Below are 26,343 nucleotides of genomic sequence, written 5' to 3' on the forward strand. Positions count from 1 at the left end.
AAGTCAGACAGACAGGCTATAGCGACCCAGGTTGGTCAACAGGTACGGATCATCAGCGATAGGCGGCCGTCGCCCCGGGTCGCCCAACGCGTGGCGCAGAAATTCCCGGGTGCGCTCGCTGGTGGGGTGCTGGAAAATCTGCGCGGCGCTACCGTGTTCGACGATCACGCCGTTCTCGGTGAAATAGACGACGTCGCTGATTTCCTCGGCGAAGCGCATCTCGTGGGTCACCAGCACACACGTCATGCCCTCCTCGGTCAGCTCACGAATCACCGTCAGCACCTCACCGACCGTTTCCGGATCCAGCGCCGAAGTCACTTCATCGAACAGAATCAGCTCCGGACGCATCGCCAGCGCGCGGGCAATCGCCACCCGTTGTTGCTGGCCGCCCGAAAGCTGACCGGGATAGGCATCGGCCTTGTGTTCCATGCGCACCTTGGCGAGCAAGGCCCGGGCGTCTTTCTCGGCGTCGGCCCGATTGCGGCCGAGCACCTTGCGCGGTGCAATCACCAGGTTTTCCAGTACCGACAGATGCGGGAACAGGTTGTACTGCTGGAACACGAACCCGACGCGCTTGCGCAGCTCGATGCGCTGGGTCTCCTGGGCCAGCGTATGGACCTCGGTGGTGCCGACGCGGATGCTGCCCCGCTGGGGCTGCAACAAGCCGGTGATGCAACGCAGGATCGTCGACTTGCCCGAGCCGGACGGGCCGATGATCGACACCGCCTCGCCACGGCGCACGTCCAGGTCGATACCCTTTAGCACCGGGTTGCTGCCGAACGACAGGTGCAGGTCGCGCAAGCTGACCAGGGGCTCGGCGACGGTTTCAGTAGAAGGCATAACGTCGCTCCAAGTATTGGGTGAGACGGGAAATCGGGTAGCAGTAGGCAAAGAACAGCACCAGTAGGCTCAGGTAGATCACCACGGTGAAGCCCGTCAGGTTCACGGTGTTGCTGGCAATCTGCGCGGTGTCGATCACGTCATGCACGCCCACCAGCGAGGCCAGCGCGGTTCCCATGGTGATGACCGCGTAGAGGTTCATCCACGGCGGCAACATGCGCTTGAAACACTGGGGCAGGATGATCGAGCGGAAAATCTGCCCACGGGTAAACGCCAGGGAACGCGCGGCTTCCCATTGGGTGCTGGGGATCGAGGCGATGGCGCCACGGAATATTTCCGCAACGTTTGCGCTGGCCGGCAGGGCCAGGCCAAGGGTGACCTTGACCCAGTCCGGGAAGGCGATATAGCCATTGCCGATACGAATCTCGAAGGGGAACACATACGTAGTGAAATAGATCAGCACCAGCCAGGGCGCATTGCGAAAGACCTGCACCCAGATCCGTGCCGGCCAGCGCAGCAAGCCCAGGGGCGACAGGACCATGGCGCCGACCAGCAATCCCGCCACGGAACCGAGCCCAATGGCCAACAGGCTGATCAGAATGTTCTGGCCGAACCCGGCGGCCAGCGCCGGCGACCATTGCAGCAAGGCCTTGAACACCGGGCTGTGCGGGGCGAAATACACCAGCCAGGACAACGCCGCCAACCCCAGCAGCACTTTGCCGACATGCCGGCGCGGCCAACCGAGTGGCGCGATGACGGACGAATCAATGGCCATAGCCGGGCATCCTCAGGCGCGCTTCGAGGTAGCGTCCCATGCAATTGACGGTAAAACTCAGCAGGCCGAAAAAGCCCAGGATCAGGATCATCAGCTCCAGCACGTTGTCGCTTTGGGTCCAGATCATGATCGCCGCGTAGGTGATGTCGCCCACGGCGATGGCCGAGGCCACGGCAGTCATCTTCACCAGGTCGATCAGGTTGTTGATCAGCGAGGGCAAGGCAAAGCGCAGGGCCAGGGGCAGTTGCACGTTCCATAACAACTGACGGTGGTTGAAAGCCAGCGAACTGGCCGCCTCCAGGGTCACGGTGGGCACGGCTTCGATACCGGCCCGCAGTGCCTCGGCATGGAACGCGCCTTTGTGCAGCGAAATCACGATCACCACCCAGGCGAACGGCGTCAGCGGGTTCGCCGCGCCGACAGCCTCGGTCAGTAGCATGTTCAGCACCAGGAACGCGCAGTACAGCTGCACCAGGGTCGGCGTGTTGCGGGTGACTTCGACAAACACCCGCGCAGGCTTTGCCAGCCAGGATTTGCCCGAAGTCAACAGCGCCGCCAGACCGACGCCCGCCAGCAGGCTGCCGACGATGGTCAACAGGCACAACGAGACTGTGGTCAAGGCGCCCTGCTCCAATGTGCCGCGCTGATAGGCATCGAGCAAAAAGTTGTAGTTGAGGCCAAGCCCGGCGCTCCAATGAACGAATTGCTCCAGCCAAAGAGTCATGGCTCGTCCCTCAACTGGCCGCACGCGTGGACAATGCGGCGGCCCGCTTCGGCGACGGTTTCGGTCGCCGTGGCGATGGACAGGCGAAACCACGGCGACAAGCCATAAGCACTGCCCGCGACACCCGCGACACCTTCCTCCAGCAGGTACGCCACGACATCGGCATCGTCTTCCAGCCGCTGACCGTCCGGGCGATAGCGCCCCAACAACCCGGCGCAGCACACGAAGACGAAAAACCCACCCTGAGGCTCGAGGACATCAAGGCCCTCGACATTACGCAACGTGCTCACCAGCACGTCACGGCGCTGACGATAGGCCGCGACCTGTTCCGGCAAGAAATCCAGCCCGCCTTCGAACGCCGCCAACGCCGCCGCCTGGCCGACCGAGGACGCTCCAGAAGTGGATTGCGATTGCACCACGGTCATCGCCTCGGTCAACGCTTGCGGCCCGGCAGCGAAACCGATGCGCCAACCGGTCATGGCATAGGTTTTTGACACCCCACCCACCAACAGGCAGCGCGACTGCAAATCCGGTGCGACGTTGAGCAGGTTCAGGGATGGACGCCCGTCGAAACGAATATGTTCGTAGAGTTCATCCAGCAGAATCAGCACGTGGGGATGCCGTCGCAGCACCTGGGCCAAGCCTTGCAGTTCAGCCTCGCTGTATACCGCGCCGCTGGGGTTGCCGGGGCTGTTGAGGATCAACCAGCGCGTGCGCTCGCCAATGTGTTGCTCCAGCTGTCGCGGCATGAGCTTGCAGCCCTGGTCCAGCCCGCATTCGATGAACACCGGCTCGCCGCCGTTGAAGCGCACGCTGTCCGGGAAGGACGGCCAGTACGGCGTCGGTACCAGCACTTCGTCGCCGTCATCGAGGGTCGCCGCGAAGGCATTGAAAATGATCTGTTTCGCGCCGTTGCCGATCACGATGGATGACAGCGGATAGTCCAGTTGGTTTTCCCTGCGCAGCTTGCCCTGCACGGCGACACGCAAAGCCTTCACACCCGGCGTTGGTGTGTACTTGGTGGCGCCCGCCGCAATGGCTGCACCGGCAGCCTGCTTGATGTGCACCGGCGTATCGAAATCCGGCTCACCGGTGGTCAGGTCGAGGATGTCGCGACCGGCCTCGCGCAGGGCCGTGGCCCGGGATTTGGCGGCGGCATTGGCCGACAGCGAGACACGCTGCACGCGCTTGGACAGATAAAGCGTCATGGCCGCGATGCCTCCAGGACCTTGCCCGGGTTGAGCAGATTGCGCGGATCCAGCGCCTGCTTGATCCGGCGCATCAGGTCCAGTTCCACCGCACTTTTGTAGCGCCCGAGCTCATCCACCTTGCGCTGGCCGATCCCATGTTCGGCACTGATCGAGCCGCCATGGGCGTGGGCGCTGTCGTGGACCCGTTGGCTGAGCGCGGCGTAATGGGCCATGTGCGCGTCAACCGTGGAGTCCAGCGGATGGGCAACGTTGTAATGCAAGTTGCCATCGCCCAGGTGCCCAAAGGTGTAGTGCCGAACTCCGGGAAAATGCTCTTGCAGCAGCGCATCGGTATGGGTGACGAACGCCACGACCTGGGAAATCGGCACCGAGATGTCGTGCTTCATATTGCGACCGGCGCGCTTTTGCGCATCGCTGATGTTTTCGCGCAGCTGCCAGAACGCCTGGCTCTGGACAAGATTTTCAGCAATCAGCGCATCGGCCAGCAGGTGTTGCTCGAAGGCTTCACCGAGCACCTGCTCGAAGACTTCCCGCGCATGGCTTTCGCTGTGGTTATCGGACAGTTCCAACAGCGCAAACCAAGGCTGGCGAGCATTGCAAAAGGGTCGCGGACCGTCGGGGAACTGCTCGCGCAAGAGCGCAAGGCACTCGGCGCTGAGCAACTCGAAGGCCGTCAGGCTCGCACCAAAACCGGCGCGGGCGTGGGACAACAAGGCCACCGCCTGTTCCAGGGAGTCGAACGCCAGCAGCGCGGTGGCCTGGGCCTTAGGCAACGGAAACAGCTTCAGGGTCGCGGCGGTGATAATGCCGAGCGTGCCTTCGCTGCCGATGAACAAGTCCCTCAGATCGTAGCCGGTATTGTCCTTGCGCAAGCCGCGCAGGCCGTTCCAGATTTCGCCCTGGGCGGTCACCACTTCCAGGCCGAGGGTCAGTTCGCGGGTATTGCCGTAGCGCAGCACCGCGGTGCCGCCGGCATTGGTCCCCAGGTTGCCGCCGAGGGTGCAACTGCCTTCGGCGCCGAGGCTCAGGGAGAACAAGCGACCGGCCTCGCGGGCAACGTCCTGGACGGTTTGCAGGATGCAACCGGCCTCGACGGTCAGGGTGTCGTTATCGGTGTCGACCACACGGATACGGTTCATGCGGTCGAGCAACAGCAACACGGCGCGGCCGCTCGCGTCCGGAGTGGCGCCGCCCATTAATCCGGTGTTGCCGCCCTGCACTACCACGGGTGTCTCGGTCGCGGCGCAGGCCCGGACCACCGCCGCGACCTCTTCGGTACTGGCCGGGTGGACCGCGGCGATCACCTGGCCGACGTAACGGCCCTGCTTGTCGGTCAGGTACGGCGCGGCGTCTTCGCTACTCTGCACATGGCTGGCGCCGACCAAGTCCTGCAACGTCACAAACAACGACTGGCTCATGGTTGCGCGGCCAAGGGAGCGGCATTGCTGTACTTGGCATGCAGGTCACGCAGGGCTTGGGACGGTGCCATGCCGGTGCGTTCGCCCAACTCGATCAACCAGCCGCTGCGGTGCCAGTCGCGCACGATGGCGTCGAGTTTCGCCTGGGTATCGTGTTCACCCTTGCGCAGCCAGATCACTGAATTCGATGGGATCAAATCCCCCGGCAGCGGAATTTCAAAGCCGGCCCATTCGGCTTCGCTCAACAGCGCGAGCAGGGTCGGGCTCACATGAACCGCTGCCACGCAGCCATTGCCGCGCAACGACAACAGCGATTCGGACTGGCTGCGAAAAGCCTTGATTTGCGCGCCGTAGATTTCCTGCAACGGCTTGATGAAGTTGCTGCCCTGGGACACGCACACCGGTTTGCCTTTGAGATCGGCCCACTGGCTGATGCCGGAGCCCTTGCGAATCAACGCCGCGCCACCCACCTCTTCATAAGGCGTCGGCACGTAATCGAGAATCTCGCCGCGCTCCTGGGTGAATTGCATGTTGGCGATCAGGATGTCGACCTTGCCCTGTTGCAGGAATTGCACGCGGTTTGGCGCCAAGACCGACACGGTCTGGGTGTCCACGCCCAACGCCTTGCCGATACCTTGGGCCAACTCGACGTTGTAGCCCAGGTGCTCGCCGGTCTTGGGATCGATGGTGCCGAATGGCGCACCACTGAGCATCACCCCAACGCTGATGGCGTGGCGTTGGCCGATCCTGTCCAGGGTGGCATCGGCCTGGGCCAAACCGGCGGAGCAGCCGAAGAACCACGCCAGGCACAGGCTGACCAGCGTTCGCGGCGAGAAAAATGTAGGCATGGGCGATTACCTTGGGCGTCAGTCGTAGAGAGGAATGCCAGGCGCGACGACGCTCAGGCGCCGTTGGCTTGGAACTGTTTCTGCAATTCCACCAGGGCCGGTGACGCTGGGGTGATGCGGTTACGGGTCTGGGCCTCGATCAGCCAGCCGCTGCGGTGCAATTGCTGGATGATCGGGTCGAGCCTGGCCTGGGTATCGCGTTCACCCTTGCGCGTCCAGATCACCGAGGGCGCCGGATTCAGCTCCGGGCTCAAGGCGCGGTAACCCTGCCATTCGGCGTTGGCGGCAATCAGCGGATTGATCAGCGTGGCGTCGTGCACTGCGGCGACGCAGTTATTGCCGCGCAGGGCCAGGAGCGATTCCGACGAGCTCTTGAACGCCTTGATCTGGACCCCCAGTTCGGTGAGCGGCTTGATGTAGCTGCTGCCCTGGGAGGTGCAGACCGGTTGATTCTTCAGGTCTTCCCAGCGGCTGATGGTGCTGTCCTTGAGTACCGCCGCAGTGCCGCCGACGCGATAGAACGGCGTGGGCACGAACCCGAGGATTTCCCCGCGCTCGGCGGTCCATTCCATATTGGCAATCAGCAGATCGACTTTGCCCTGCTGCAAGAACTGCACGCGGTTGGCGGGCAATACCGGCACCAGCTGCACCTCGGCGCCAAGCTGCCGGCCCAGTTCCTGGGCAAGGTCGACGTTCAAGCCGCGAGGTTTCTGGGTGACGGGGTCTATGCCGCCGAACGGACCACCTGACAGCAATACACCGACCACCAGTTCATGGCGCTGTTCGATCTTCTCGAGGGTGGCATCGGCCTGGGCAATGTTGGCGGTCGCCAAAGAGATCATGGCGCCCAACAGGACAGGCAGAAAATGTTTTGCAGGTGAGCGCTCGAACCGCATGGATTTCCCCTCATGGATGATCGGCGTACCCCGACCTGATGAGTGGCATCCTAGGTACCGCTTGGCGCCAACGGAAATGCAGATATCTAATATCGTTATAACTCGGCAGGTTTGGTTTCCAGGCGAAAATAATATAACTGCGGTTTTATTGGGCCAAAGGGTATATCGGGGGAGAACGTCGGCACGAACACATAAAAAACTGTAATGTTTCTGTTTTCAGCCCTGATATGAAGCGATGGCCATGTCGACCCTCGATCTCGAATTACTGCGCACGTTCATCGCCGTAGTCGATCACCACAGCTTTGCCGAGGCAGGCGCCCGACTGTCTCGTACGCAATCGTCGGTGACCCAGCACATGCAACGCCTGGAACAACAGGTCGGGGTATCGCTGTTCGAAAAACGCGGGCGACACAAGCAGCTCACCGAAGCAGGCCAGCAGTTACTCAGGCATGCGCGACAGATGCTGTCGCTCAACGACGATGCGCTCAGTTCCCTGCGCGAAAGCAGCCTGAGCGGTGTGTTGCGCATCGGCTCGCCCCACGACATCGCCGACACTATCCTGCCGCCAATCCTCAGCTACATAGCCCGCTCTGCGCCGCGCCTGCGCCTGGAAATCGATGTCGGACGCAGCCCGTTCCTGATGGACGACCTGCATCGGGGTAAGGTCGACATGGTCATTTCCACGCGTCAGGATCCGAATCTGGAAGGTTTCGCCTTGCGCACTTCACCGGTGTGGTGGATCTGTTCGGCGCAGTACATCCACAACCCCAGCGAAGCCCTGCCACTGATTCTGGTGGATGAACCGAGCATCTATCGGCGTTATGCCCTCGAAGCCCTTGAGCGTGCCAATATCCCTTGGCGCCAAGCCTACCTGGCGTCGAACCTGATCGGCATCAAGGCGGCCACCCGCGCCGGCCTGGGCGTCACGCCCCGCAGCATGGAAATGCTCGGCCCGGACATGCGGGTATTGGGGGAAAACGATGGATTGCCGCGATTGCCGGATGTGACTTATCACCTGTGGATCCGGCCGAACACCGTCAACCCGCTGGTGCGCCGGGCTTATGACCTGATCAGGAACAATCAAGGGCATTAAGAACACAGCAGGATCGGGCGGCGGACAGCCTTCCTGCGCTGGCTTATCAGCGGAACGCGGAGCACCTGCACATGGAAACCCTCGGCGCCGTGGCGCAACGGGTATTGGCTGGGGCAACATGCCGATCGATCGAGTGCGTGAAGACTTGGCCGGTGGACGGCTGGCGCAGCTTCAATTGCCGGACTGCACCCGTGGCGACTACACCTTCGATATCATCTACCGCACCGACACCCCGCCAGGACCTGCGGCCAATTGGCTGATCGAGCGATTCAAGGCACAGGCGGCGCAGGGCGTTGCCGACGGAGCATGGGATGCGCAAGACTGAACCGGATATACCGCCCCTTCACAACCACCACCGCGTCACGGCCGAATCGATGCGGCACTACATGCCGGGCCAGCCGCAGGTAATGCCGCCGCATCCGCAGGTTCAGGAAGTGCTGGTGCAGTTGTTCAATCACCATACGATTACCGAGCCAATACTGGTTCCCGCCGTGGCGGAACCTCTACTGGTATTGGTTCTGGCGGGCGCCGCCCGGGTCGAGGAGCGGCCGTTGGGGGGTGAATGGGAAGCCGTCGACGTCCGCGTCGGCGATTTTTACCTCACCAATACCGGCGAACCCTACGAAATGCGCTGGCAAACACAAGGCTGCGACACCTTCAAGGTCATGCACTTGTACCTTGGTTTGTCACTGATCGATCAGGCCGCGCGTGAAGTCCTGGGTGAGCAGGCTGGCCCCGTCACTTTCCTCGATATTTCCGGCGACCGGGATGAGCGGGTGAGCTTCATGATGGATCAACTGCGCGGCGAGCTCATCGACGAGCGCCAGCCCAGCCCATTGTTTGCCCACGGCCTGGCCCAGGCGCTGGCTGTGCATCTGGTGCGCCGCTATCGCCATGCGCACAATGGAAACCGGCGCAGCAACGCGCTTCAGGCGTACAAGCTGCGCCGGGTCATCGACGCGATGGACCACCACTTGGATAACGACTTCAGCCTTGCGTATCTCGCCGGGATCGCTGACCTGAGCGGGTACCACTTCAGCCGAATGTTCAAGCGCGCCACGGGCCTGTCGCCTTCGCAATACTTTATCCGCCTGCGCATGAGCCGCGCTCGGCACCTGCTGCTCGAGACGGACCGCAGCATCATCGATATAGGTCTTGAAGTCGGTTATTCGAGCCCAAGCCATTTTTCCCAGGTGTTCCGCCGTGAAGTGGGCGTCACGCCCAGCGCCTATCGCCAGGCATGACCAGCCACCTCGACACCCGGCGTGACGTCTGATTTAGAAGCTCATGTTCGATAAAATCGAATAGCTGTGCAAAGTCTCATATCTGGATCTGACGAGGTGAAAAAGACTTGGGACCGCCTATGGCCGAACGCTCAAGACAGCTTTGAACAACGGATCATTCAGATACGCAACATTCAATCTCGTCCATGGATTGATACGCGATTGCTCCGGTGAAAAAATATGTCCAGGGGCGATCATGAAACCCTTTGGAAGCAGTTGTCGCGTCAGCTCCCTGGCATCGTCAATGTGAGCAAACCTGACCCACAGATAAAGACTTTGCCCAGGACGAACAAATACCTCGGCGCCTATTTCGTCCAGAATCTGCAAGCCTTGCGTGGTAGCAGTCTTCAGCCGTTCTTGAAGACGGATCAGATGTCGCAGGAAATGCCCCTCCATCAGAATCGCATCCACGGTTCGCTCACAAAGCTCGGATGTGCTGGTATGCAGCAACATTTTCAGGTCACCCAACTCATCGATGACATCTTTACTGCCGGCGATAAACCCAACCCTTAATGCCGCAGAGACCGATTTGGAAAAGCTGCCCACGTACAGGGAGCGGCTCAACTGGTCCAGCGCAGACACCTTGATGGCCGATGCCGGTTTGAAATCCGCCAACGCGTCGTCGTCCACCAGGATGAAGTTGTGCGCTTGCGCCAACTGAACCAACCGATGGGCTTTGCCGGGTGAAATGTCGGAGCCCGTCGGGTTGTGCCCGACCGACTGCATGAAAAACAATTTTGGCTTATGCACAAGCAGATGCTGTTCCAGCACCTCCATGTCCGGCCCATCCGCCAATCTCGGCACAGACAGCATCAGCGCTCCTTGTAATTGCAACTTGCCGAACAGCGGGTAATAGCCGGGGTCCTCGACCAACACGTAATCCCCCGGGGCAATAAAACGGCGGATGATCAGATCCAATGCGTGGTTCGCCCCATGGGTGGTAACGATCTGGCGAGGGCTGGCGGCAATTGAATAGGTCGCGAGTTTTTGCACGAGGTGTTGGCGAAGAGCGGCGTTCCCTAGCCGATTTCCGTAGCGAAAAAGTGTCGTGACCCCGATGCGCATGATCTGCCGGGTGAACTTGTCCAGCCGCAAATCCATCAGCCACTCGACGGGCGGAAAACCCTCACCGAGTGGCGATTGGCTGGGCTCACGGACAAATTGCTGGCGCATGAGCCAGATGGTGTCCATCGCCCGGGTGAACGGCAGCGGCTCTTCCGGTTCGTTGTTGCTCGGTGCGCCCTGTTTGACGAAGAAGCCCTGCCCATGGCGCGCTTCGACTAGCCCTTGCGAGGCCAGCGATTCATAAGCGTTGATCACGGTGTTTTTCGAATGGCCAAACAAGCGCATGCACTCGCGCAGCGATGGCAAGCGGTCACCGACTCGGTAAGTACCATTGCCGATTTGCTCGACTAATGACGCCGCCAGTTGCTGGGCAAGTGTCAGCCGTGACATCGAAAGGAATCCTGAGTGAATGAATCGCAGAGGGTACAGCTTAGGTACTGTCTGTCCAAACTGTACCTTTTTCGCCAAGACACATGCGCATAGGGTGACAGCCACTCGACAACAATAACCGCATCAGGACTCGTCAAATGAGTATCGACTCCCGCCTCCCCATGTTCCGCAGCATGTCGCCCGCCGAGCGCCTGGGTCACTTGCAAGAGCTGCTCGAGCTGCCAGAAGCCGATATTGCCCTGCTACGCGATGCCGGCGCCCTGCCCCTGGAAATAGCCGACGGCATGATCGAAAACGTCATCGGCAAATTCGAATTACCCTACGCCGTCGCGAGCAACTTCCAGATCAATGGCCGCGACGTCATCGTGCCGCTGGTGGTTGAGGAGCCTTCGGTCGTCGCGGCAGCCTCGTTCATGGCTAAGTTGGCGCGCGAGGCCGGTGGTTTCCAGACGTCCAGCTCCTTGCCGCTGATGCGCGCCCAGGTGCAGATTGTCGACATCGAAGATCCGTTCAATGCACGCCTGAGTCTCTTGCGCCGTAAAGACGAAATCATCGAACTGGCGAACCGCAAGGACCAACTGCTGAACAAGCTGGGCGGTGGTTGCCGCGACATCGAAGTGCACACCTTCGCCCAGAGCCCTCGTGGGCCGATGCTGGTTGCCCACCTTATCGTCGATGTGCGCGACGCCATGGGCGCCAATACCGTGAACACAATGGCTGAAGCGGTGGCGCCGCTGATGGAAGAAATAACCGGCGGTAAGGTACGACTGCGGATTCTGTCCAACCTGGCCGACCTGCGCCTTGCCCGAGCGCAAATCCGCATTGCGCCTGGGCTGCTTGCGACTGCAGCCTTCAAAGGCGAGGACGTTATCGAAGGGATTCTCGATGCCTACAACTTCGCCGTCGTCGATCCTTATCGTGCAGCCACTCACAACAAAGGGATCATGAACGGTATTGACCCTCTGATCGTCGCCACGGGCAATGACTGGCGCGCGGTCGAAGCGGGTGCACACGCCTATGCCTGCCGCAACGGCCACTACGGTTCGCTGACCACCTGGGAAAAAGATGCCAAAGGGCATCTCGTCGGCACCCTGGAAATGCCCATGCCTGTCGGCCTGGTCGGCGGTGCCACCAAGACTCACCCACTGGCACAATTGTCGCTGCGCATCCTCGGCGTGAAGACCGCGCAGGAACTCGCCGAAATCGCTGTGGCCGTCGGTCTGGCACAGAACCTGGGCGCGTTGCGCGCACTGTCGACTGAGGGAATCCAACGCGGTCACATGGCGTTGCACGCGCGCAACATTGCCCTTTGCGCTGGCGCCAGAGGTGAAGAGGTCAACTGGCTGGCCAAGCAAATGGTCGAGGCTGGTGACGTGCGCTCAGACAAAGCGGCTGAACTGCTCAAGCAAAAGCGTGCACAGCCATGATCAGGACCGTCTTGTAGGAACGAACCAAGCCACATCTCTCTTCACGTTCATAACAATAAAAGCCCGCAGGGGCGGTGGGAGAACCTTTATGAAAGCCGAACTGTTTGAAGTATGGGGCGACACGGTAGACGCTCGCCACCTGCTGTACTCCATTGGCATCGGCGCAGTCGTCAGCCTGGGTGCTTTCTTCTTGGCGCGGCACCTGCTTGTCGGCTGGGTCGAGTCTGAGCAGATGGCCCGCGCGTACGCGATGCTGGTGGGTATTGTCGGTTGCCTGGCAGGCGGAGCCATCAGCGCCGCGCTGTTCAAACCCAAGCGTCATGTCGTAGAGCTTGTGGCCGATCCGGCATGGCGCTCAAAGATCCTGATCGAGTTGCAGAATGAATACGGCCCCCTTGGCCGTCTGAGCGACCTGCCGCCCGCCACGCTCGCGGAGCTATGTGAGTTGGACCTTCATGATCTGTTCGCTGACTACGAGAAAGGTCTGCAGACCTCCGCGGAAGGCTTCGATGCTCCCGCCGCTGTCAGCACGATGAGCATCAATGGGGGTCGGTCATGATCGAACCGCTGCTGGATCAGCTCCTGATAGCGTTGGGCATGGGTATCCTGGGGGCCATTGTGTTCGCCGGGATCGGACTCATTTCAGGTAGCGACGAAACCACCACGCTGGCGCCGCTGACTTTACTGGTCGTCCTGCTGGGCGTGCCTGCCGCAGGGGTGCTGACATTCTTCCTGGCGGGGGCCGTGGCCAAACACATGACCCACGCCGTACCAACGGCCCTCCTGGGTATTCCGGGCGACACCATGGCAACGCCACTCATGCGCGAAGCCAATTTCCTGCGCAACCTGGGCGTCCCCCACATTGCGCTGCGCAAGATGATCTCCGGTGCGGTCATTGCTGCGTTGATCGCTGTGCCGATGGCCGTGCTGTTCGCCGTGATGCTCGCGCCGTTCGGTGACACGATCAAGCGCGCGGCACCTTGGGTTTTCCTGGCGGCGGCGATCGCCATTGCATGGTTCTCCAAAGGCCGTCTGGCGGCTGTGTTGACGCTGATCCCCTTCGTCATGGTGATCGTCGGCCTGCAAAGCATCACCGGGCAGTATGGGGTCAAGCTCAGTGTCAGCTACTTCCTCGGCATTGCCATCGGTCCGCTGATCGCCGCGCTGTTCTGCATGCTCGCACCTGCCGAGCGAGCAACCATGCGACGCCAGGAGGTGCGCACTTTTTCCCTATCGCCCGATGTAAAAAGCTGGGGCGGATTTTTTCCAAACCCGCTCCGAGTGTTGGACAGCAAACAAAGCCTGTGGACCGCCATCACCGCCGTAGTCTCCAGCGCCACCTTTGTGTTCAGCCCGGTTGCCATGACCGTCATCATGGGCGAGGTCGTCGGTTCCAGGGTCAAGCACGTCTACCATCGCATGACCACCGTCATAACCGCGCGAAACGGGGTCACCGAATCAACCTACATCGCAGAAGCATTGATCCCGCTGATCGCTTTCGGTCTGCCTCTCAGCCCTGTTGCAGCGGGCCCGGCAGCGCCGCTCTTCAATGCGCCCCCGCGCTTTAGCGTCGACACAGCGACCGGTCAGGTGCACAACTTGCACTCACTGCTCAGCACTTGGGAGTTCCTGGGATATGGCATGTTGGCAGTCGTCATTGCCATCCTGATTGCTTACCCCTTCACCATGAATTACGCGCACAGGGCGGCCTCCTACGTGTCGCGCAAAATCAGCCACGAAGCCGTGATCTCGACGTTCGTTGGCCTGATCCTGGTGATTGGTATCTGGGAAGGCGGCCTCTTGGGGTTGCTGGTCATCATCACCATCGGGCTGCTGGGCGGATTTCTTTCACGCTTCCTGGGGTTCAACATTGGGGTGCAGTTCATGGGCTATTACACCGCGGTACTCACTGTCCCTGCACTCGTTGCCCTGATGCGCGCCTGACTCCCGGCAGACATCGCTCAAATGGGGCGTAGCTTCGCCAGCAATGCTCGCAGAGTCGTCTTATGGCTCTCGAGCTCTTCGTTGGTCAGTTCATACTCCTGGACAGCGGCGTTTCGTCCGGAATCCTTACTGTTCTGAATCAGCCGGCCCACGAGCAATTGCTTTTCATGCAACGCTCGAATCGCGACCCAGAGCGCTTCTTCCACCGTTTCATTCTGGGCTTTGGACAAAACGGTATGGGTATAGCTGTGGCCGGTGTGGCAACGGAAACGCAGCGGTGTGGACCCCAGCTCCCAAAGCGCGCCTCCGCATTCAGGGCACGACATCCCAGCCTTCTCACCTACCGCCTCCAAGGCATAGGCGCCGCCTGAGCTCAGATCCTCAGTGAGCTCGTTTTCCGTGGCAAAAGGCTCGACACGCCTCGGCTGCCAAGGCGAGGCAGCTTCGGTTCCCCATTGCTGGATGGTCTGCCCCAGGGTCTTTCCCAGTTCATCGAGCGGCAAGCATCCGTCGATCTCAACATGCCGAAGCGCATTCATCGGCATGGAGGGCGCTTCGGCCGTCTGTGGATCTTGAACGAATGCCATGCCACCGTACGCCTTGATCGCCTGAAGGCCGACGACACCGTCATCGAGCTCACCGGTCAGCACGACACCAATCGTCCTGTTCCCATAGCTGATGGCAGCGGATCTAAACATCGGATCAATCGCCGGGCGGGAGTGGTTTTCCTTGGCGCTCCGGGACAACTGCAACGTTCCCCGTTTGATCAGTAGATGCCTGTCCGGTGGCGCGACATAGATACGACCGCTCTTTATCTGTTCTTCGGACATTGCAAAATCAATGTCCATGGAACTTGCCTCCGTCAGAAGGCGTGGCAGCAGACTCTGTCGATCGCCTATGTGCATCGTAATGATGATCGCAGCGCGCAAGTCGTTCGGAAGATGGGCAAGCAGTTCGCGTAACGCCGCGAGTCCACCGCTGGAAGCGCCAATTACGATGATTTTGTCAGCACGGCTTTGTTGCGCCATAGATACTTCCTGACTACCGATCTGGTCGCATGTTCACGTTTCAAACCGCGGCTTACTCTGAATTTTCCTGGGAAGTTCTTCCTGGGCCTCACGTGCCCCAGGGATTACATTCAGCGCCTGTCCTGTCTCTTCTGATACGTTTTAGCACCCGAAGGTTCGGAAAATGTCGTCGTCAATTCGGTGCTCATGACTTACCCAGCGGCGCATCAAGAGGAATATCCAGGGTAAAGGTCGCGCCCTGCCCGGCCCCGTCGCTGTGCACGCTCAAGCTGCCACCCATTTCCTGCGCAGCGAGCGCGCAGCTGTGCAGGCCGAAGCCGTGACCGTCTTTGCGCGTAGTGAAACCATGGGAAAAGATCCGCGTCAGGTGCTCAGGCGCGATCCCATTGCCGTTGTCGGCCACTGTGATACGCAACGCTGGCCCGTCAGTGAGAGCGGCGCTGAACGTTATGCATGGGTTGCGATCGATCAAACCGCCCAATGCCTGTTTGGCATTACGGATCAGGTTCACCAGAATCAGCAACATCCGGTGCCGGTCCAGCGACAGCAGGGGCAAGTCGGCAATTTCCTTGACCACCGCCACCCCCTGGCGCTCCAGTGATCCGGTACTCATGCGCAAGGCATCATCGATCAACTCTGCGACCGGCACGGTCTCGACCACCCTGACAGCAACGGCATAGGACTGCTGCGCAGCGACAATGGTTTTGACGTGATCAATGCCCTTGGTGAGCTGTCCGAGCTCTTCGATGATGCCCTGCTGCTCTGCCGCCACCACCTCAGCCAGCTTGCGCAGATAGTCAGGTAGCATTTTTCCTTTGTGGTCTTTGGTGAGAAAGTCGCTCAGGTCATGGATGTGTTCGTTCATCAGTTGGGCCACCTTGCCCAGCCCCTGGGCCTTGGAGGTGCGCATCAGGCTGCTGACCAGTTCTGCCGAGACGTTCACGCTGTTCAGAACGTTGCCGACGTTGTGCAGCACAGTGGTGGCGATTTCGGCCATGCCCGCCTGGCGGGATTTTGCGTGCAGTTCGGCTTGCACCTGGCTCATGCGTAGCGCCGCGCGTATGCGCGCCTTGAGCTCCAGTGGCGAGAAAGGCTTGGCGATATAGTCATCGGCGCCACTCTCCAGGCCGGTGACGCAGGCCTCGCTGCCGCCGCGAGCGGTCAATAGGATCACCGGCAGATGGGCGAAACCGGCGCTGGCTTTGATCCTGGCGGTCAGGCCGAAGCCGTCGAGCTTCGGCATCATCACATCCGAAACCACCACATCGATGGCGCGACGCTGCAGGAGTGCCCAGGCCTGCTCTCCATCCGTTGCGGTGGCGACGATGTAATCGTTTTGCAGAAGCTCGCTGAGATAGCTGAGCATTTCCGGGCTGTCGTCCACCACCAGCACTCTGGAGTGCGAAGCGCGTTCCGGGTGCTGCCCATCCGGGGTTTCCATTGAGGCTCGGTCATCGCCACTGCCATGACGACCGTCATCGAAACGCAGGTGGCGCTGCTCGGCTGTACTCGCTGTGCTCGATGACGATCGCTCATGCATCGCACTGGCTTCGGCCGGCAGGATGTTTTGCTCAACCCCCAGCGCAAGCCGGACAAAGAAGCACGAACCCAGTCCGGGCTCGCTGCTGACGCCGACTTCGCCGCCCATCAGTTCGACCAGATCCTTGACCAGGGCGAGACCGATGCCTGTGCCGCTGTAGTGACGCGTGGCGGAGTTGTCGATCTGGGAAAAACGTTGGAACAGCAGCGGCAGTTGGTCAGGCGCAATACCAATGCCCGAGTCCTGCACCGCGAGTTCAAATCGCTCGCCATCCAGTGGCGCCACTGCCAGGTGCACGGTGCCGCCAGCGGGCGTGAACTTGATGGCATTGCTCACAAGGTTGAGGAGAATTTTCTCGAAATGCCGGGGATCCAGGAACACCGTGCCCAGCGCGGGATCGATGTTGCAGGTCAAGGAGCAGCCTTTACCCTCGGCCACCATGGCGGCGTCCTCGGCCAGCACACCCACCATCTTGTTCAAGTCGATTGGCGCCGGACACAACTCAAACTTGCCCGCTTCGGCCTTGGAGAAATCGAGGATGTCGTTCACCCGGTTCATCAAGCGCAGCGCGTTGCGTTGGGCGCGGTCGATTTGCACACGCCAGTCCGCCGGCGGGGTGGGCGCCGCCGAGAGTTGCTCCAAGGGTGCAAGAATGAGGGTCAAGGGGGTACGCAGTTCATGGCTGACCGTGGCCACGAAATCGCTTTTTGCCTGGTTGGCCGTCTCGGCCTGGTTGCGCGCTTGAATGAGTTCGATGGCCTGCGCCTCCAGCACTTCGGTCTGGTGGTGCAGCGTGTCGGTCCGTTCGGCGACCATCCTTTCCAAGGAGGCCTGGACTTGCTGTCGTTCGGCCTCAGCCTCAGCCTCCAGCACCCGGATGCGCAGGGCGTTTTCCTGGAACACCCGTACGGCGCGAGTCATGATTCCAATTTCGTCGCCGCGTTCGGCCCTGGCGATCTCGGCGTTCAGGTCGCCAGCCGCAAGCCGGCGCATGACCGAGGCCAGGGCCACGATCGGCTGCGCGACGAATCGCGACGTGCTCCAGGCGATGGCGCCCGCCAGGAGGATGGCGACGGTACCGGCAACTATCGTCGCGAGCATGCCGCGATCATTGTGGACCAAGGCGTCGGCGCGCGCTTCACCCGCGAAGCGCGCCACCAACAGGCCGGCGCTTCGAGCCTCGTTGCGAACCTGGTCACGCGCGCCGCTCAAGGCGTTGCTCGCTTGATGGAACCTGGCGAATGCCGCCCGATACCCGGCAATCTGATCGGTGACAGTCAGGGGTGTAGCCTTGCTTTGCAGCCCTACTGACGATGGAAGAACGCGGGATAGACGGGAAAGCTCGTCCAGGATGGCGCCGACCGAATTGGCGATCTCAGCCGAAGGAGACAGGCGAAACGACAAGGTCTGCGCCTCCAGGGTGGCCACACGCTCGGCGAAACGCTTGGACAACGCGGCTGCATTTTGCAGCAAACCGGTGGCTGCCTGAATGTCGCTGGCGTCATGGGCAACCTGCCCATTCGTGTCACCCAACATTATCTCGAGGCGCTCGGCCATATCCCCGACGACAGCGAGATGCCGTAGAGCCTCGCCGCCCCGAAGCTTGGGCGCCTCGCCAAGGTGCTCGACCGACAAGCTGGCAGCAGCGAGCGCCGTCGCCAACTGTTCCAGGGCCTCTCTCTCCTGCGGCGCGCCCATCGACTCGCGCAATTGTTCGACCACGGGCTGCAGCGCCGCGCAGCCGTTGCGCGCCGCAGTGGCCGATGCCTCATCACCGCTCACCAGCGTCTTGGCCACATTGGCGGTGATGATACGTTCGCCGTTACGCAGGATATCCAGGATGCGATGGGCGCTTTCGATGTTGCTCACCCGCGCTTCGTGATCATCGGCGCGGGAGTGGAGCCCCTTCAGCCCATTGGCAATGCCCTGCTCGACGAGGATCGTCGCTTCTCGCATCCGGCCGTAGTGGGCCGTCATGTTCTCCGTTTCGCCATCCATGGTCAGGCTCGCCGCGCGCAAAGCGGCGATCGCCGCGGCGAGCCTTTCCAGACTGCCCTTGAGCGATTGCGCCTCGGCTACCGGAATGGCGGTGAGGCCGGCGATAGCCGTCGCCACCATGCCTTCGGCCTGGGACAGGCTTTCCTGGTCGCGGGTGGCAATGAAGTTTTCTACCCGTCCGGTAGCCCCGTTGACCGAGGCCAGGATTTCCGCGGAATGGCTGGCGGAATCCACCGCACGTACCATGCCGCGCAGGCCGTAGAGGTTCACCAGCGACACCGCCAGCATCAGGAACACCAGCGCGGCGACCGCCAGGCCGATCCTGACGGCGATGGGCCTGTCCGTGGTGGGTTTGAATGTCAACATGACGCCTCGTACCCTGCCCGCCACTACTGCTTCGTCACCTCCGGCAAAGACGCCGGCGTATTGTTGTTGGCCGCGTCGATCATCGCCACAACGGAAGCCTGATCATAGGAAGGATTGGCGGCACCGCCCACCGGCATAGTGGCGAGCCAGGCGTCCAGGTCTTTCGCATCGATACGCACCAACGGCACTTCAACGAACTTCGGCACTTGCTTGCCCGCCAGAATCTGCTGGGCCACCCAGAACCCCACTTGGGAGACGCTTGGGGAGGCAGAAACAGAGACGGTCTCGTAGCCATTGGCATCGCGCTCCTGTTTCCACAGGGCGAGCTCGTCCTGACGGTTGCCCATCACAATGATCGGCAAAGGCCGTCCCGCCGCCTTGAACGCCATGGCTGCGCCATAACCATCGCCCCCTTGAGTTGCGACGGCATCAATATTGGGCAGCGACGGCAGCGCCAGCGCCACTTCCTTGCGTGCGACGGAAGCCGTCCAGTTTCCGTAAACAGTCTTGGCGAATTTCAGGCCCGGATAGTCGCTGGCGGCCTTGCGAATGCCGTCGCTGATGTTTTTATCGGTGGCATCGCCGGCAATGCCGCGGATCTCCAGCAGCGTTCCGTTCCCCTTGAGGCGCTCGGCGATGTAGTCCATTTCCACGCGCCCCATGGCGGACCAGTTGTAGTCCACGGTATAGACGCAGGGTTCGGTGACCAGGCTGGCCATGACAACCACTACGATGCCGGCGTTGCAAGCGTCGCGGATCACCCCGTTGAGGGCCGTGTCGGACGCCGCCAGGATGACGATGGCGTTGACGCCGTTGACGATCATTTCCTGGATATGCGCCGCTTGTTCCGACGCTGAATTATTGGCGCTGACCACCGGAGCCTCGCGGATCAAGCCATCCTTTTGCGCCTGGGCGGCAATCTCCTGCCAATTGCGCACCATCACTTTGCGAAAATCGCTGCCCGCGTAGGAATTGCTGAAGGCGATGCTATGGCTGGCGGTAGGGGCGTCGGCAGCTTGGGCCGGACCGGCGGCGATCATCGCCAGCCCCGTCAAGCAGCCGGCGATGCCCCACAAGATGTTGATCGAGTTAGTGTTCATGCCATTCTCACGTGCCTGCAGTCGCAATGAGCATAGTCTCAAGGTCCCCGCTTCGCCCGGGGCCTGGACGAAGTAATGAGCGAGCGGGCTGATTGCCCTCAGCGGCGCGTTACAGACTCGCTTCATGCGGGGTGCCGCCAGTCAACGCATTAGTCGTCCAGCTGCTAAGCTTTGTTTCGCTCCAGACCCTAACCAATAAAAACTCCAGGAAGGTAACGCAGCATGGCCACGGTACAGCCCCCGGCAACGTCACATTCCGCGAAATGGCGCTTCAAGACGGGCATCGCCATCCTTTGCCTGATGCTCGCGTTGTGGTTGTTGGTGCCGCTGGCAGCGGCTGCGGATGTACCCCGCTCCACCATCGCGGCGATCACCGGCGCGCTGTTCATCATCAACAAGGTGCTGTTGCTGCTGGTAATCGCGGTGATGGGCAAGGCGGGTTTTCAGGAGCTAAAGCAGAAGGTGTTCGGCTATGTGTCGGGCCTTGTGCCCAGCGCTGAGCAGGAGGTAAGCGCCACCCGCCACCGTATTGGCCTGGTGATGTTCTGCCTGCCGTTGGTGTGTTCTTTCCTTGAACCTTATGTCGATGCCTTCGCACCCGGTCTACGTCCTAATAGCTGGGCGTTGCAACTGCTTGCCGATGCACTGTTGATCGGCAGCTTCTTCGTCCTGGGGGGCAACTTCTGGGAGAAACTGCGCGCCCTGTTTATCCGCTCCGCACGGGTCACCACCGCCGACGCGATTTGAGACAACGTCCGGATCGCCACCCCGGCGCTCTAGCAGTTTTCTTCAATGGCCATGACTTGCAGGTGCCGATATGCCTGATTCGCCCAGTTCCGTCGAGCCTGAGTTACACCCTGAACCGCTTCCTGAAAAGCCTGTACCAGCCAATCCGCTACGGCGCATTGCACTGGGCGTTGCGGTGTTGATCGCCGTGCTGTTCACCCTCTCCATTTTCATGGAGCGCCGCACGCCCTCGACATCGCAAGCCGTGGTGCAAGCCTATGTGGTAGAAATGGCTGCCGAAGTGGGTGGCCGTGTGACGGAAATAGCGGTGCTCGACAATGCCCGGGTAAAGGCCGGCCAGGTGCTGTTTCGTATCGACCCGCTACCCTACAGACTTGTCATCAGCGAGGCTGAAGCGCGGCTGGAGGAAACCGGCCAGGCAGTGGGCGCCAGCACCGCCTCGGTGGATGCCGCCCAGGCGCAGCTGGTGTCGGCGCGAGCGCAGCGCGACAACATACGCGAGCAAGCCCGACGGGTGAACCAACTGGTCGAGCGAGGGGTGTTCGCCGCCGCCCGCCAGGATGAAGCGAGAGCCTCGTTGGGCTCCGCCGAGGCGGCCGTCAGCAAAGCCCAGGCCGACCTGGAACGGGCGCGCCAGCAACTCGGACCCAAAGGCAACGACAACCCGCAATTCAAGCAAGCCCTGGCCTCGCTGGAAAAAGCCCGACTCGACTTGGTGCGTACCGAAGTCATCGCCCCCGCCGATGGCGTGGTCACCCATCTCCAGCTCGCCGTGGGCCAGGTCGTCAGCGCCGGCCAACCGGCACTGACCTTCATCGACAGAGGCACGGTATGGGTATCTGCCGCCTTCAAGGAAAACAGCCTGGAACATGTGCAGGCCGACGACCCGGCGGAGCTGGTCTTCGATGTATTGCCGGGCCGTGTGTTCAAAGGCCGTGTTGAAAGCGTCGGCTGGGGTGTCGCGCAACAGGGCAGCAGTAACTCGGCCCTGCCCTCGGTGCGCAACCAGAGTGGTTGGGTGCGTGACCCGCAGCGTTTTCCGGTACGCCTGATAGTGGAGGAACCGCACCCGGTTGGCCCGCGTTACGGCTCACAGGTGAGCGTGGTGATCTATACCGATGACAATCCCATGACTAACGCGCTGGGGGCATTTATGACACGCCTGGGCGCCTGGCTGAACTATGTCAATTGATGGGCAGGCGACGCTGCAAGTACTGCGGATCAAACGCCAGGGATTGCGTGTCGCCCTGGCAGTGACCGTGGGCTTGTGCACGGGTCTGGTCCTGGGCGATATCTTGCCGTTTCTCGCGCCCCTGTTCGCCATCCAGTTCCTCTTGGCCAGCCGCCACGCGCCAGCCCTGTCCCAAGGGTTGATGACGTTGCTGGTAAGTACGCTGACCGGCGCGCTGCTGGTGTGTATGACCGGTATGTTCGGTGAGCGGCCGTGGATACTGTTGCCGCTGCTTTGGTTGTTTTATCTCAGCTGTTTTACCGCACAAGGCCGACAACCTGGCGGCGCGGGACCGGCGCTGATGCTGGTGATCGCCATTGTGGTGCCAATGCTCGATATCGCGCAGAGCGATCTGGGCGAGTCCATTGTGCTGGTACTGGTCAAGGCGGTCGGCCTGGGTTTGCTGCTGACCTGGGGCGCCCATGCGCTGCTGCCTGACCCTGCAGGTGAATATGCCAACCAGGCACTCGCCCAGCCGCACGAGCTGACGCTGGTGATTCGCCAGGCCTTGGCCAGCGCGACGATCCTGCTGGCGATGGTTGCGCTGTGCCTGAGCGATCCACGGCTGGCCACGGCGATAGTCGTACCCATTACGGTGGCCTCGTTGCTTAGCCAGTTCTCCCTGGGCATGAGCAGCCGCACCGCCTTCGGCTTGGTGTTGGTCAACCTGCTAGGCGGGGTGGCGGCGTCCGTGGCCTTCACGCTGTTTGAACTTCGCCCGACCCTTTGGCTGGTGGCGCTGATCCTATTGCTGGTAAGCCTGCTGTTTGCCGGCAAAGCCGCCATCGGCAACGCCACTGGCAAGATATTCGGCGGTGGGTTAATCACCTTTCTCATCCTGTTCGGGCTCGGTGTATCGCCATTGCCGACAGAAACGCCCCAGCTGTTTTCCACCCGTATCGCCTACGTGCTGTTTGCGGTGGTCTATGCCATCGGCCTGGCCGCGCTGCTGTGGCCAAGCACGCGCGCACTGCAACGCCTCCCCGGCTAGTTCGGTTTTACAACAACAGGCGCGGTCATTCGAGCAAAGACATACAGCAGCATACCCACCAGGATAAGTGCCGCGCCTCGCAGCCAAGTGCCCAAGTCTTGCTGGCTCAGCAATACGAGACAAGACACGATAGCCAGCAAGGGTACCCAGGTGGGAATTCGAAAATGCTCTTGCGCAACCTTGTCCTTGCGTAGCACCAACACGGCCATGTTGGTGCTGAGGAAAACGAACAATAAAAGCAAGACCACGGTTTGCGCCAACGTCGCCAGAGTTCCCGTCAGCGTCAGTGCGATAGCTACAAGCGTCGTTGCGATAATGGCCGCCCATGGAGTGCGCCTATGTGGCAGCACCCTTGCCAGGAAGTCAGGCAATAGTCCGAGATTGGCCATTCCATAAGTGAGTCGACTGGCCATGATCATGGTGAGCAGCGCCCCATTGGCCACTGCAACGAGAGCGATAAATGCAAATATTCGAGGCGAGATATCAAGCCCGGAGGCCCGAACCACCTCGAGTAACGGGGCTGAGGTGGCGAGCAGTTTCTCCGTCGGCAATACTGAAGAAGCGGCGACCCCGACGGCCATGTAAACGACGCCCGCTGTCATTAGCGCCGCGAACAAGGCCCGTGGGTATACCTTGCGAACACCCTTGATCTCTTCCGCAAGATTGGCGGAAGTCTCAAAACCCACGAACGAATAGAATGCGAGCAACGCAGCTCCCAACACGGCGAGCATTGGACTGACCCCGGGCTTGAATTCCAGCGACCTCCCCAGTTCGGCTTCGCCAGAGCTGAAAAAATAACCCGCAGCAATGATGACCAACATCAACCCTGACAGCTCGATCACCGTCATCACCAGATTCGCCCCCAGGGATTCCTTGATTCCTCGCGCATTCAAAAGCGCAATCGCCAACAAGAAGACCAGAGCCGCAACGTGGGGCGATACTTCAATGAACGCTGCAAGGTAATCCCCTGCAAAGGCCAGTGACAGGCCAGCAGCACTGGTGACCGCCGCGGCGAGCATGCAAAAACCGACCAGGAAAGATATCAGCGGTGACTTGAAAGCCTTTTCGGCAAACACCGACGCTGCGCCCGCGTGAGGATATTTCGAGACCAGTTCGGCATACGAACCTGCCGTCAACATTGCGAAGAACAACGCGATCAACAACGGCACCCAGATCGCGCCGCCGACCTCTCCGGCGATGGTACCCGCAAGCGCGTAGACGCCAGCACCCAGTACATCGCCAAGTATGAATAGAAACAGCATCGGCCCCGTGACAGCGCGACGCAAAGAGGGCTTGGAGGGAGACGTGTCCACTTTCATTGAAGGCTCTGCCGAGTGATGTTATTTCGCACATACATCGAGCGCCATGCCTTCGCACAACGTCTGAGCAGTGGAAAAATCCGCAGGGTAAAAGTTCACTTAATTGCCGATGGAGGTGGGACGCAGCGGTGGCTTGGTATCGGTCTTGATCGCTGATCTATCCGTTTGGCCTTGGTCTAGAGCTGTAACCTCTCAGCCTGTCCAAAGGGCTGTTGCCTGCTAGGCGAACAGCCCTGTTTAAGGTTGAGGACGGTGTGCTCGAACGGAATCTCCGTTACGGTTTCCCTGCTTACTGAGCAGTCGCTTGCGCGGCTTCAATGATCAACGCTGCAACTTTCTCCGGGTTGGACGTCATCACTACATGCGATGCCCCTTGGACGGTGACCGTCTTTTTCGAGCCCGCACGTTCTGCCATAAATTTCAGCGCAGCTTCGGGAATGTTCTTGTCAGCCGAACCGTAGATGAACCACGAAGGCACCGTTTTCCAGGCTGGTTCACCCGATGCTTCCTTCAACGCGGCCTCACTGATCGGACGTTGCGTTGCGGCCATCAGCGCGGCCTCGGCTGCCGGAACGTCGGCGGCAAACTGGCGACCGAACTTGTCCTGCTGGATGTAGAGATCTTTGTTGCCATCGTCCAGCAGCACCGGAGCTGCCAGGGTCGGGCCAAGGGTGCCGCCAGGATAGCGACCGGACAGCTCGATAGCGGTTTCGCCTTTTTCCGGCGCAAAGGCTGCGACATAGACAAGAGCCTTGACCTTGGGATCACTGAGCGCTGCATTAGATATCACCGCTCCCCCGTAGGAGTGGCCAACGAGGATCACCGAACCGGCGGTTTGATCGACGATGTCAGCGACGTAATCCGCGTCTTGCTTCACCCCACGCAGCGGGTTTGCTGCGGCAATTACCGGGTAGCCCTGGTTCAGCAACTGGGCGGCAACACCGTTCCAGCTGGAAGATTCGGCGAATGCGCCATGCACAAGCACTACGGTGGGCTTGGCGGTATCGGCTTGTGCAGCGGCGGCTCCACCGAGTGCGATCACAGCCATTGCTGAGACAAGGGTGGTAGACAAAAGAGTCTTGAAAGTAGGCATGGTCGGTTCCTATCGTCGATCAGTAAGAGGTGTTGTTGCGTTGACGGGATCAGTATCTAGCGCGCAACAATACGTTCCATCACAATTCATCCGAATTTCTTAACGGATCGTATTTTTATGGTTGATCGACTTGCCGCGATTCTCGGGCACTTCTCTGTCAGCGCCCGCACCTTTCAGACGGGCCCTCTGTGCGGCATCAATGCACTGGATGGCTCGCTTGCCTATGGGCAATTGCACTTGCTCAAGAGCGGGAAGGCCCAGGTATGGGACGACAGCACCAGGACTCATTGCCTCGATGGCCCCACCCTGTTGTTTTACCCGCGCCCGATCGCGCACCGGTTTATTACCGACAAGGAACATGGCGCCGAATTTGTCTGCGCCCATATTGAATTCGAAGGCGGCGCTGCCAACCCCTTGGCGAACTCCCTGCCCAAGTGCGTCTGCCTTCCGTTGTCGCAGATGCCCGACAGCGTGCCGGTGCTGACGCTGCTGTTTGCCGAAGCAGAAGCGGCCAACTGCGGGCGTCAGGGCATGCTCAATCGGTTGTTCGAAGTGTTGCTTATCCAACTGCTCAGGCAGTTGATGGAAAGCGGTGGCGCCCACGTCGGCTTGCTCGCCGGCCTCGCACACGTACAGTTACGGCGCGCAATCGTCGCCATTCATGAAGCGCCGGAAAATAACTGGTCGGTCGAATCGCTTGCGGGCCTGGCGGGGATGTCCCGTAGCGTGTTCGCCAACCGATTCCGCGACGTGCTGGGTGAGACGCCCGCTGGTTATCTCCAGCGTTGGCGAATCGGGCTCGTACAAAAATGGTTGAAGAAGGGCCTGCCACTGCGGCTGATTGCCGAGGAAGCCGGTTACAGCGGAGAACCCGCACTTTCGCGGGCATTCAAATCACAGTGCGGAATTTCGCCCAAGGCCTGGCTTAGCCAGCAGCGGCTGGAGCGGGTGATTGTCGAATCGACCTAGGCTGTAGCCGCACGCGACCTCAAGGTTGACCAACTGCAAACACAGGC

22 protein-coding genes and 1 pseudogene are annotated in these 26,343 nt (G+C 60.8%); 10 read left to right on the forward strand and 13 right to left on the reverse strand.

The window, feature by feature from the left end; genetic code table 11:
• Window positions 1–3: 3 nt before the first annotated feature.
• The 7 genes from HU806_RS00330 to HU806_RS00360 are packed head-to-tail and all read right to left on the reverse strand — an operon-like array spanning window position 4 to window position 6,712.
• A complete protein-coding gene (locus HU806_RS00330) occupies window positions 4–840 on the reverse strand; it encodes an amino acid ABC transporter ATP-binding protein (RefSeq protein WP_186608941.1) in 837 nt (278 codons plus the stop codon).
• Window positions 827–1,615: an amino acid ABC transporter permease gene (locus HU806_RS00335; RefSeq protein WP_186608943.1), complete on the reverse strand. Its 789-nt coding sequence runs from the start codon at window positions 1,613–1,615 to the stop codon at window positions 827–829. The genes HU806_RS00330 and HU806_RS00335 overlap by 14 nt, the downstream gene beginning before the upstream one ends.
• Entirely contained in the window at window positions 1,605–2,339 is a 735-nt protein-coding gene (locus HU806_RS00340) for an amino acid ABC transporter permease (protein WP_186608944.1), read from the reverse strand. Before HU806_RS00340 ends, HU806_RS00335 begins: the two co-directional genes overlap by 11 nt.
• Window positions 2,336–3,547, reverse strand: a complete 1,212-nt coding sequence (locus tag HU806_RS00345; RefSeq protein WP_186608945.1) for an aminotransferase class I/II-fold pyridoxal phosphate-dependent enzyme — start codon at window positions 3,545–3,547, stop codon at window positions 2,336–2,338. The genes HU806_RS00340 and HU806_RS00345 overlap by 4 nt, the downstream gene beginning before the upstream one ends.
• Window positions 3,544–4,968 (reverse strand): FAD-binding oxidoreductase, encoded by a 1,425-nt coding sequence (locus HU806_RS00350; protein ID WP_186608947.1) that lies wholly within the window; start codon window positions 4,966–4,968, stop codon window positions 3,544–3,546. The genes HU806_RS00345 and HU806_RS00350 overlap by 4 nt, the downstream gene beginning before the upstream one ends.
• Window positions 4,965–5,816 (reverse strand): transporter substrate-binding domain-containing protein, encoded by an 852-nt coding sequence (locus HU806_RS00355; RefSeq protein WP_186608949.1) that lies wholly within the window; start codon window positions 5,814–5,816, stop codon window positions 4,965–4,967. Before HU806_RS00355 ends, HU806_RS00350 begins: the two co-directional genes overlap by 4 nt.
• 53 nt (window positions 5,817–5,869) lie before the next feature.
• Complete coding sequence (locus tag HU806_RS00360; protein WP_186608951.1) at window positions 5,870–6,712, reverse strand: transporter substrate-binding domain-containing protein; 843 nt, start codon at window positions 6,710–6,712, stop codon at window positions 5,870–5,872.
• 241 nt (window positions 6,713–6,953) lie between these two features.
• Between HU806_RS00360 and HU806_RS00365 the strand changes: the two genes are divergently transcribed.
• From HU806_RS00365 to HU806_RS00375, 3 genes and pseudogenes are all read left to right on the forward strand, one after another.
• Window positions 6,954–7,805, forward strand: coding sequence for a LysR substrate-binding domain-containing protein (locus tag HU806_RS00365; protein ID WP_527251126.1), 852 nt, complete (start codon window positions 6,954–6,956; stop codon window positions 7,803–7,805).
• 100 nt (window positions 7,806–7,905) lie between these two features.
• A pseudogene (locus tag HU806_RS00370) lies at window positions 7,906–8,130 on the forward strand (LysR substrate-binding domain-containing protein); the annotation flags it as partial.
• Entirely contained in the window at window positions 8,117–9,049 is a 933-nt protein-coding gene (locus HU806_RS00375) for an AraC family transcriptional regulator (RefSeq protein ID WP_238350084.1), read from the forward strand. The pseudogene HU806_RS00370 and the gene HU806_RS00375, both read left to right, overlap by 14 nt.
• Before the next feature lie 117 nt (window positions 9,050–9,166).
• Here the strand turns inward: HU806_RS00375 and HU806_RS00380 are convergent, their stop codons facing one another.
• The gene (locus HU806_RS00380; RefSeq protein WP_186608960.1) at window positions 9,167–10,543 is read right to left on the reverse strand and encodes an aminotransferase-like domain-containing protein; all 1,377 of its coding nucleotides are present in this window, start codon (window positions 10,541–10,543) and stop codon (window positions 9,167–9,169) included.
• Window positions 10,544–10,680: 137 nt separating this feature from the next.
• Here HU806_RS00380 and HU806_RS00385 point away from each other — a divergent pair, with 137 nt between their 5' ends.
• From HU806_RS00385 to HU806_RS00395, 3 genes are all read left to right on the forward strand, one after another.
• Complete coding sequence (locus tag HU806_RS00385; RefSeq protein ID WP_186608962.1) at window positions 10,681–11,970, forward strand: hydroxymethylglutaryl-CoA reductase; 1,290 nt, start codon at window positions 10,681–10,683, stop codon at window positions 11,968–11,970.
• Between the two features lie 88 nt (window positions 11,971–12,058).
• Window positions 12,059–12,529: a hypothetical protein gene (locus HU806_RS00390; RefSeq protein WP_186608964.1), complete on the forward strand. Its 471-nt coding sequence runs from the start codon at window positions 12,059–12,061 to the stop codon at window positions 12,527–12,529.
• The gene (locus HU806_RS00395; protein ID WP_186608974.1) at window positions 12,526–13,914 is read left to right on the forward strand and encodes a tripartite tricarboxylate transporter permease; all 1,389 of its coding nucleotides are present in this window, start codon (window positions 12,526–12,528) and stop codon (window positions 13,912–13,914) included. Before HU806_RS00390 ends, HU806_RS00395 begins: the two co-directional genes overlap by 4 nt.
• Window positions 13,915–13,931: 17 nt before the next feature.
• Here HU806_RS00395 and HU806_RS00400 read toward each other — a convergent pair whose 3' ends face one another.
• The 3 genes from HU806_RS00400 to HU806_RS00410 form a co-directional block, all read right to left on the reverse strand.
• A complete protein-coding gene (locus tag HU806_RS00400; RefSeq protein ID WP_186608976.1) occupies window positions 13,932–14,942 on the reverse strand; it encodes a chemotaxis protein CheB in 1,011 nt (336 codons plus the stop codon).
• Between the two features lie 184 nt (window positions 14,943–15,126).
• Window positions 15,127–18,846 carry an ATP-binding protein gene (locus tag HU806_RS00405; RefSeq protein WP_186608978.1) on the reverse strand — a complete coding sequence of 1,240 codons (3,720 nt, stop codon included), beginning with the start codon at window positions 18,844–18,846 and terminating at the stop codon, window positions 15,127–15,129.
• Window positions 18,847–18,869: 23 nt separating this feature from the next.
• The gene (locus HU806_RS00410; RefSeq protein WP_186608980.1) at window positions 18,870–19,946 is read right to left on the reverse strand and encodes an ABC transporter substrate-binding protein; all 1,077 of its coding nucleotides are present in this window, start codon (window positions 19,944–19,946) and stop codon (window positions 18,870–18,872) included.
• A 222-nt stretch (window positions 19,947–20,168) separates the two neighbouring features.
• On the opposite strand from HU806_RS00410, the gene HU806_RS00415 reads away from it, so the two are divergent.
• The 3 genes from HU806_RS00415 to HU806_RS00425 all read left to right on the forward strand — a co-directional run bounded on the left by HU806_RS00415 (window position 20,169) and on the right by HU806_RS00425 (window position 22,915).
• Window positions 20,169–20,693, forward strand: coding sequence for a transporter suffix domain-containing protein (locus HU806_RS00415; RefSeq protein WP_186608981.1), 525 nt, complete (start codon window positions 20,169–20,171; stop codon window positions 20,691–20,693).
• Between the two features lie 70 nt (window positions 20,694–20,763).
• On the forward strand, window positions 20,764–21,885 hold the full coding sequence (locus HU806_RS00420; RefSeq protein WP_186608983.1) for an HlyD family secretion protein: 1,122 nt from the start codon (window positions 20,764–20,766) through the stop codon (window positions 21,883–21,885).
• Complete coding sequence (locus HU806_RS00425) at window positions 21,875–22,915, forward strand: DUF2955 domain-containing protein (protein ID WP_186608985.1); 1,041 nt, start codon at window positions 21,875–21,877, stop codon at window positions 22,913–22,915. The genes HU806_RS00420 and HU806_RS00425 overlap by 11 nt, the downstream gene beginning before the upstream one ends.
• Here HU806_RS00425 and HU806_RS00430 read toward each other — a convergent pair.
• A complete protein-coding gene (locus HU806_RS00430; protein WP_238350085.1) occupies window positions 22,912–24,234 on the reverse strand; it encodes an APC family permease in 1,323 nt (440 codons plus the stop codon). The genes HU806_RS00425 and HU806_RS00430 overlap by 4 nt on opposite strands.
• 289 nt (window positions 24,235–24,523) lie before the next feature.
• The gene (locus tag HU806_RS00435) at window positions 24,524–25,327 is read right to left on the reverse strand and encodes an alpha/beta fold hydrolase (protein ID WP_186608986.1); all 804 of its coding nucleotides are present in this window, start codon (window positions 25,325–25,327) and stop codon (window positions 24,524–24,526) included.
• Window positions 25,328–25,444: 117 nt separating this feature from the next.
• Here HU806_RS00435 and HU806_RS00440 point away from each other — a divergent pair, with 117 nt between their 5' ends.
• On the forward strand, window positions 25,445–26,296 hold the full coding sequence (locus HU806_RS00440; RefSeq protein WP_186608988.1) for an AraC family transcriptional regulator: 852 nt from the start codon (window positions 25,445–25,447) through the stop codon (window positions 26,294–26,296).
• The last annotated feature ends 47 nt before the right edge of the window (window positions 26,297–26,343 follow it).

Origin of the sequence: Pseudomonas sp. SWRI154 (genome assembly GCF_014268645.1) — a bacterium.
Classification (GTDB): domain Bacteria; phylum Pseudomonadota; class Gammaproteobacteria; order Pseudomonadales; family Pseudomonadaceae; genus Aquipseudomonas; species Aquipseudomonas marvdashtae.

Bases quoted from the DNA above. Each gene is read 5' to 3' on its own strand.
- HU806_RS00415 (WP_186608981.1), top strand. From the start codon at position 20,169: ATGGCCACGGTACAGCCCCCGGCAACGTCACATTCCGCGAAATGGCGC.
- HU806_RS00390 (WP_186608964.1), top strand. From the start codon at position 12,059: ATGAAAGCCGAACTGTTTGAAGTATGGGGCGACACGGTAGACGCTCGC.
- HU806_RS00365 (WP_527251126.1), top strand. From the start codon at position 6,954: ATGTCGACCCTCGATCTCGAATTACTGCGCACGTTCATCGCCGTAGTC.
- HU806_RS00335 (WP_186608943.1), bottom strand. From the start codon at position 1,615: ATGGCCATTGATTCGTCCGTCATCGCGCCACTCGGTTGGCCGCGCCGG.
- HU806_RS00375 (WP_238350084.1), top strand. From the start codon at position 8,117: ATGCGCAAGACTGAACCGGATATACCGCCCCTTCACAACCACCACCGC.
- HU806_RS00340 (WP_186608944.1), bottom strand. From the start codon at position 2,339: ATGACTCTTTGGCTGGAGCAATTCGTTCATTGGAGCGCCGGGCTTGGC.
- HU806_RS00395 (WP_186608974.1), top strand. From the start codon at position 12,526: ATGATCGAACCGCTGCTGGATCAGCTCCTGATAGCGTTGGGCATGGGT.
- HU806_RS00355 (WP_186608949.1), bottom strand. From the start codon at position 5,816: ATGCCTACATTTTTCTCGCCGCGAACGCTGGTCAGCCTGTGCCTGGCG.
- HU806_RS00430 (WP_238350085.1), bottom strand. From the start codon at position 24,234: ATGAAAGTGGACACGTCTCCCTCCAAGCCCTCTTTGCGTCGCGCTGTC.
- HU806_RS00380 (WP_186608960.1), bottom strand. From the start codon at position 10,543: ATGTCACGGCTGACACTTGCCCAGCAACTGGCGGCGTCATTAGTCGAG.
- HU806_RS00330 (WP_186608941.1), bottom strand. From the start codon at position 840: ATGCCTTCTACTGAAACCGTCGCCGAGCCCCTGGTCAGCTTGCGCGAC.
- HU806_RS00360 (WP_186608951.1), bottom strand. From the start codon at position 6,712: ATGCGGTTCGAGCGCTCACCTGCAAAACATTTTCTGCCTGTCCTGTTG.
- HU806_RS00350 (WP_186608947.1), bottom strand. From the start codon at position 4,968: ATGAGCCAGTCGTTGTTTGTGACGTTGCAGGACTTGGTCGGCGCCAGC.
- HU806_RS00405 (WP_186608978.1), bottom strand. From the start codon at position 18,846: ATGTTGACATTCAAACCCACCACGGACAGGCCCATCGCCGTCAGGATC.
- HU806_RS00440 (WP_186608988.1), top strand. From the start codon at position 25,445: ATGGTTGATCGACTTGCCGCGATTCTCGGGCACTTCTCTGTCAGCGCC.
- HU806_RS00410 (WP_186608980.1), bottom strand. From the start codon at position 19,946: ATGAACACTAACTCGATCAACATCTTGTGGGGCATCGCCGGCTGCTTG.
- HU806_RS00425 (WP_186608985.1), top strand. From the start codon at position 21,875: ATGTCAATTGATGGGCAGGCGACGCTGCAAGTACTGCGGATCAAACGC.
- HU806_RS00420 (WP_186608983.1), top strand. From the start codon at position 20,764: ATGCCTGATTCGCCCAGTTCCGTCGAGCCTGAGTTACACCCTGAACCG.
- HU806_RS00435 (WP_186608986.1), bottom strand. From the start codon at position 25,327: ATGCCTACTTTCAAGACTCTTTTGTCTACCACCCTTGTCTCAGCAATG.
- HU806_RS00400 (WP_186608976.1), bottom strand. From the start codon at position 14,942: ATGGCGCAACAAAGCCGTGCTGACAAAATCATCGTAATTGGCGCTTCC.
- HU806_RS00345 (WP_186608945.1), bottom strand. From the start codon at position 3,547: ATGACGCTTTATCTGTCCAAGCGCGTGCAGCGTGTCTCGCTGTCGGCC.
- HU806_RS00385 (WP_186608962.1), top strand. From the start codon at position 10,681: ATGAGTATCGACTCCCGCCTCCCCATGTTCCGCAGCATGTCGCCCGCC.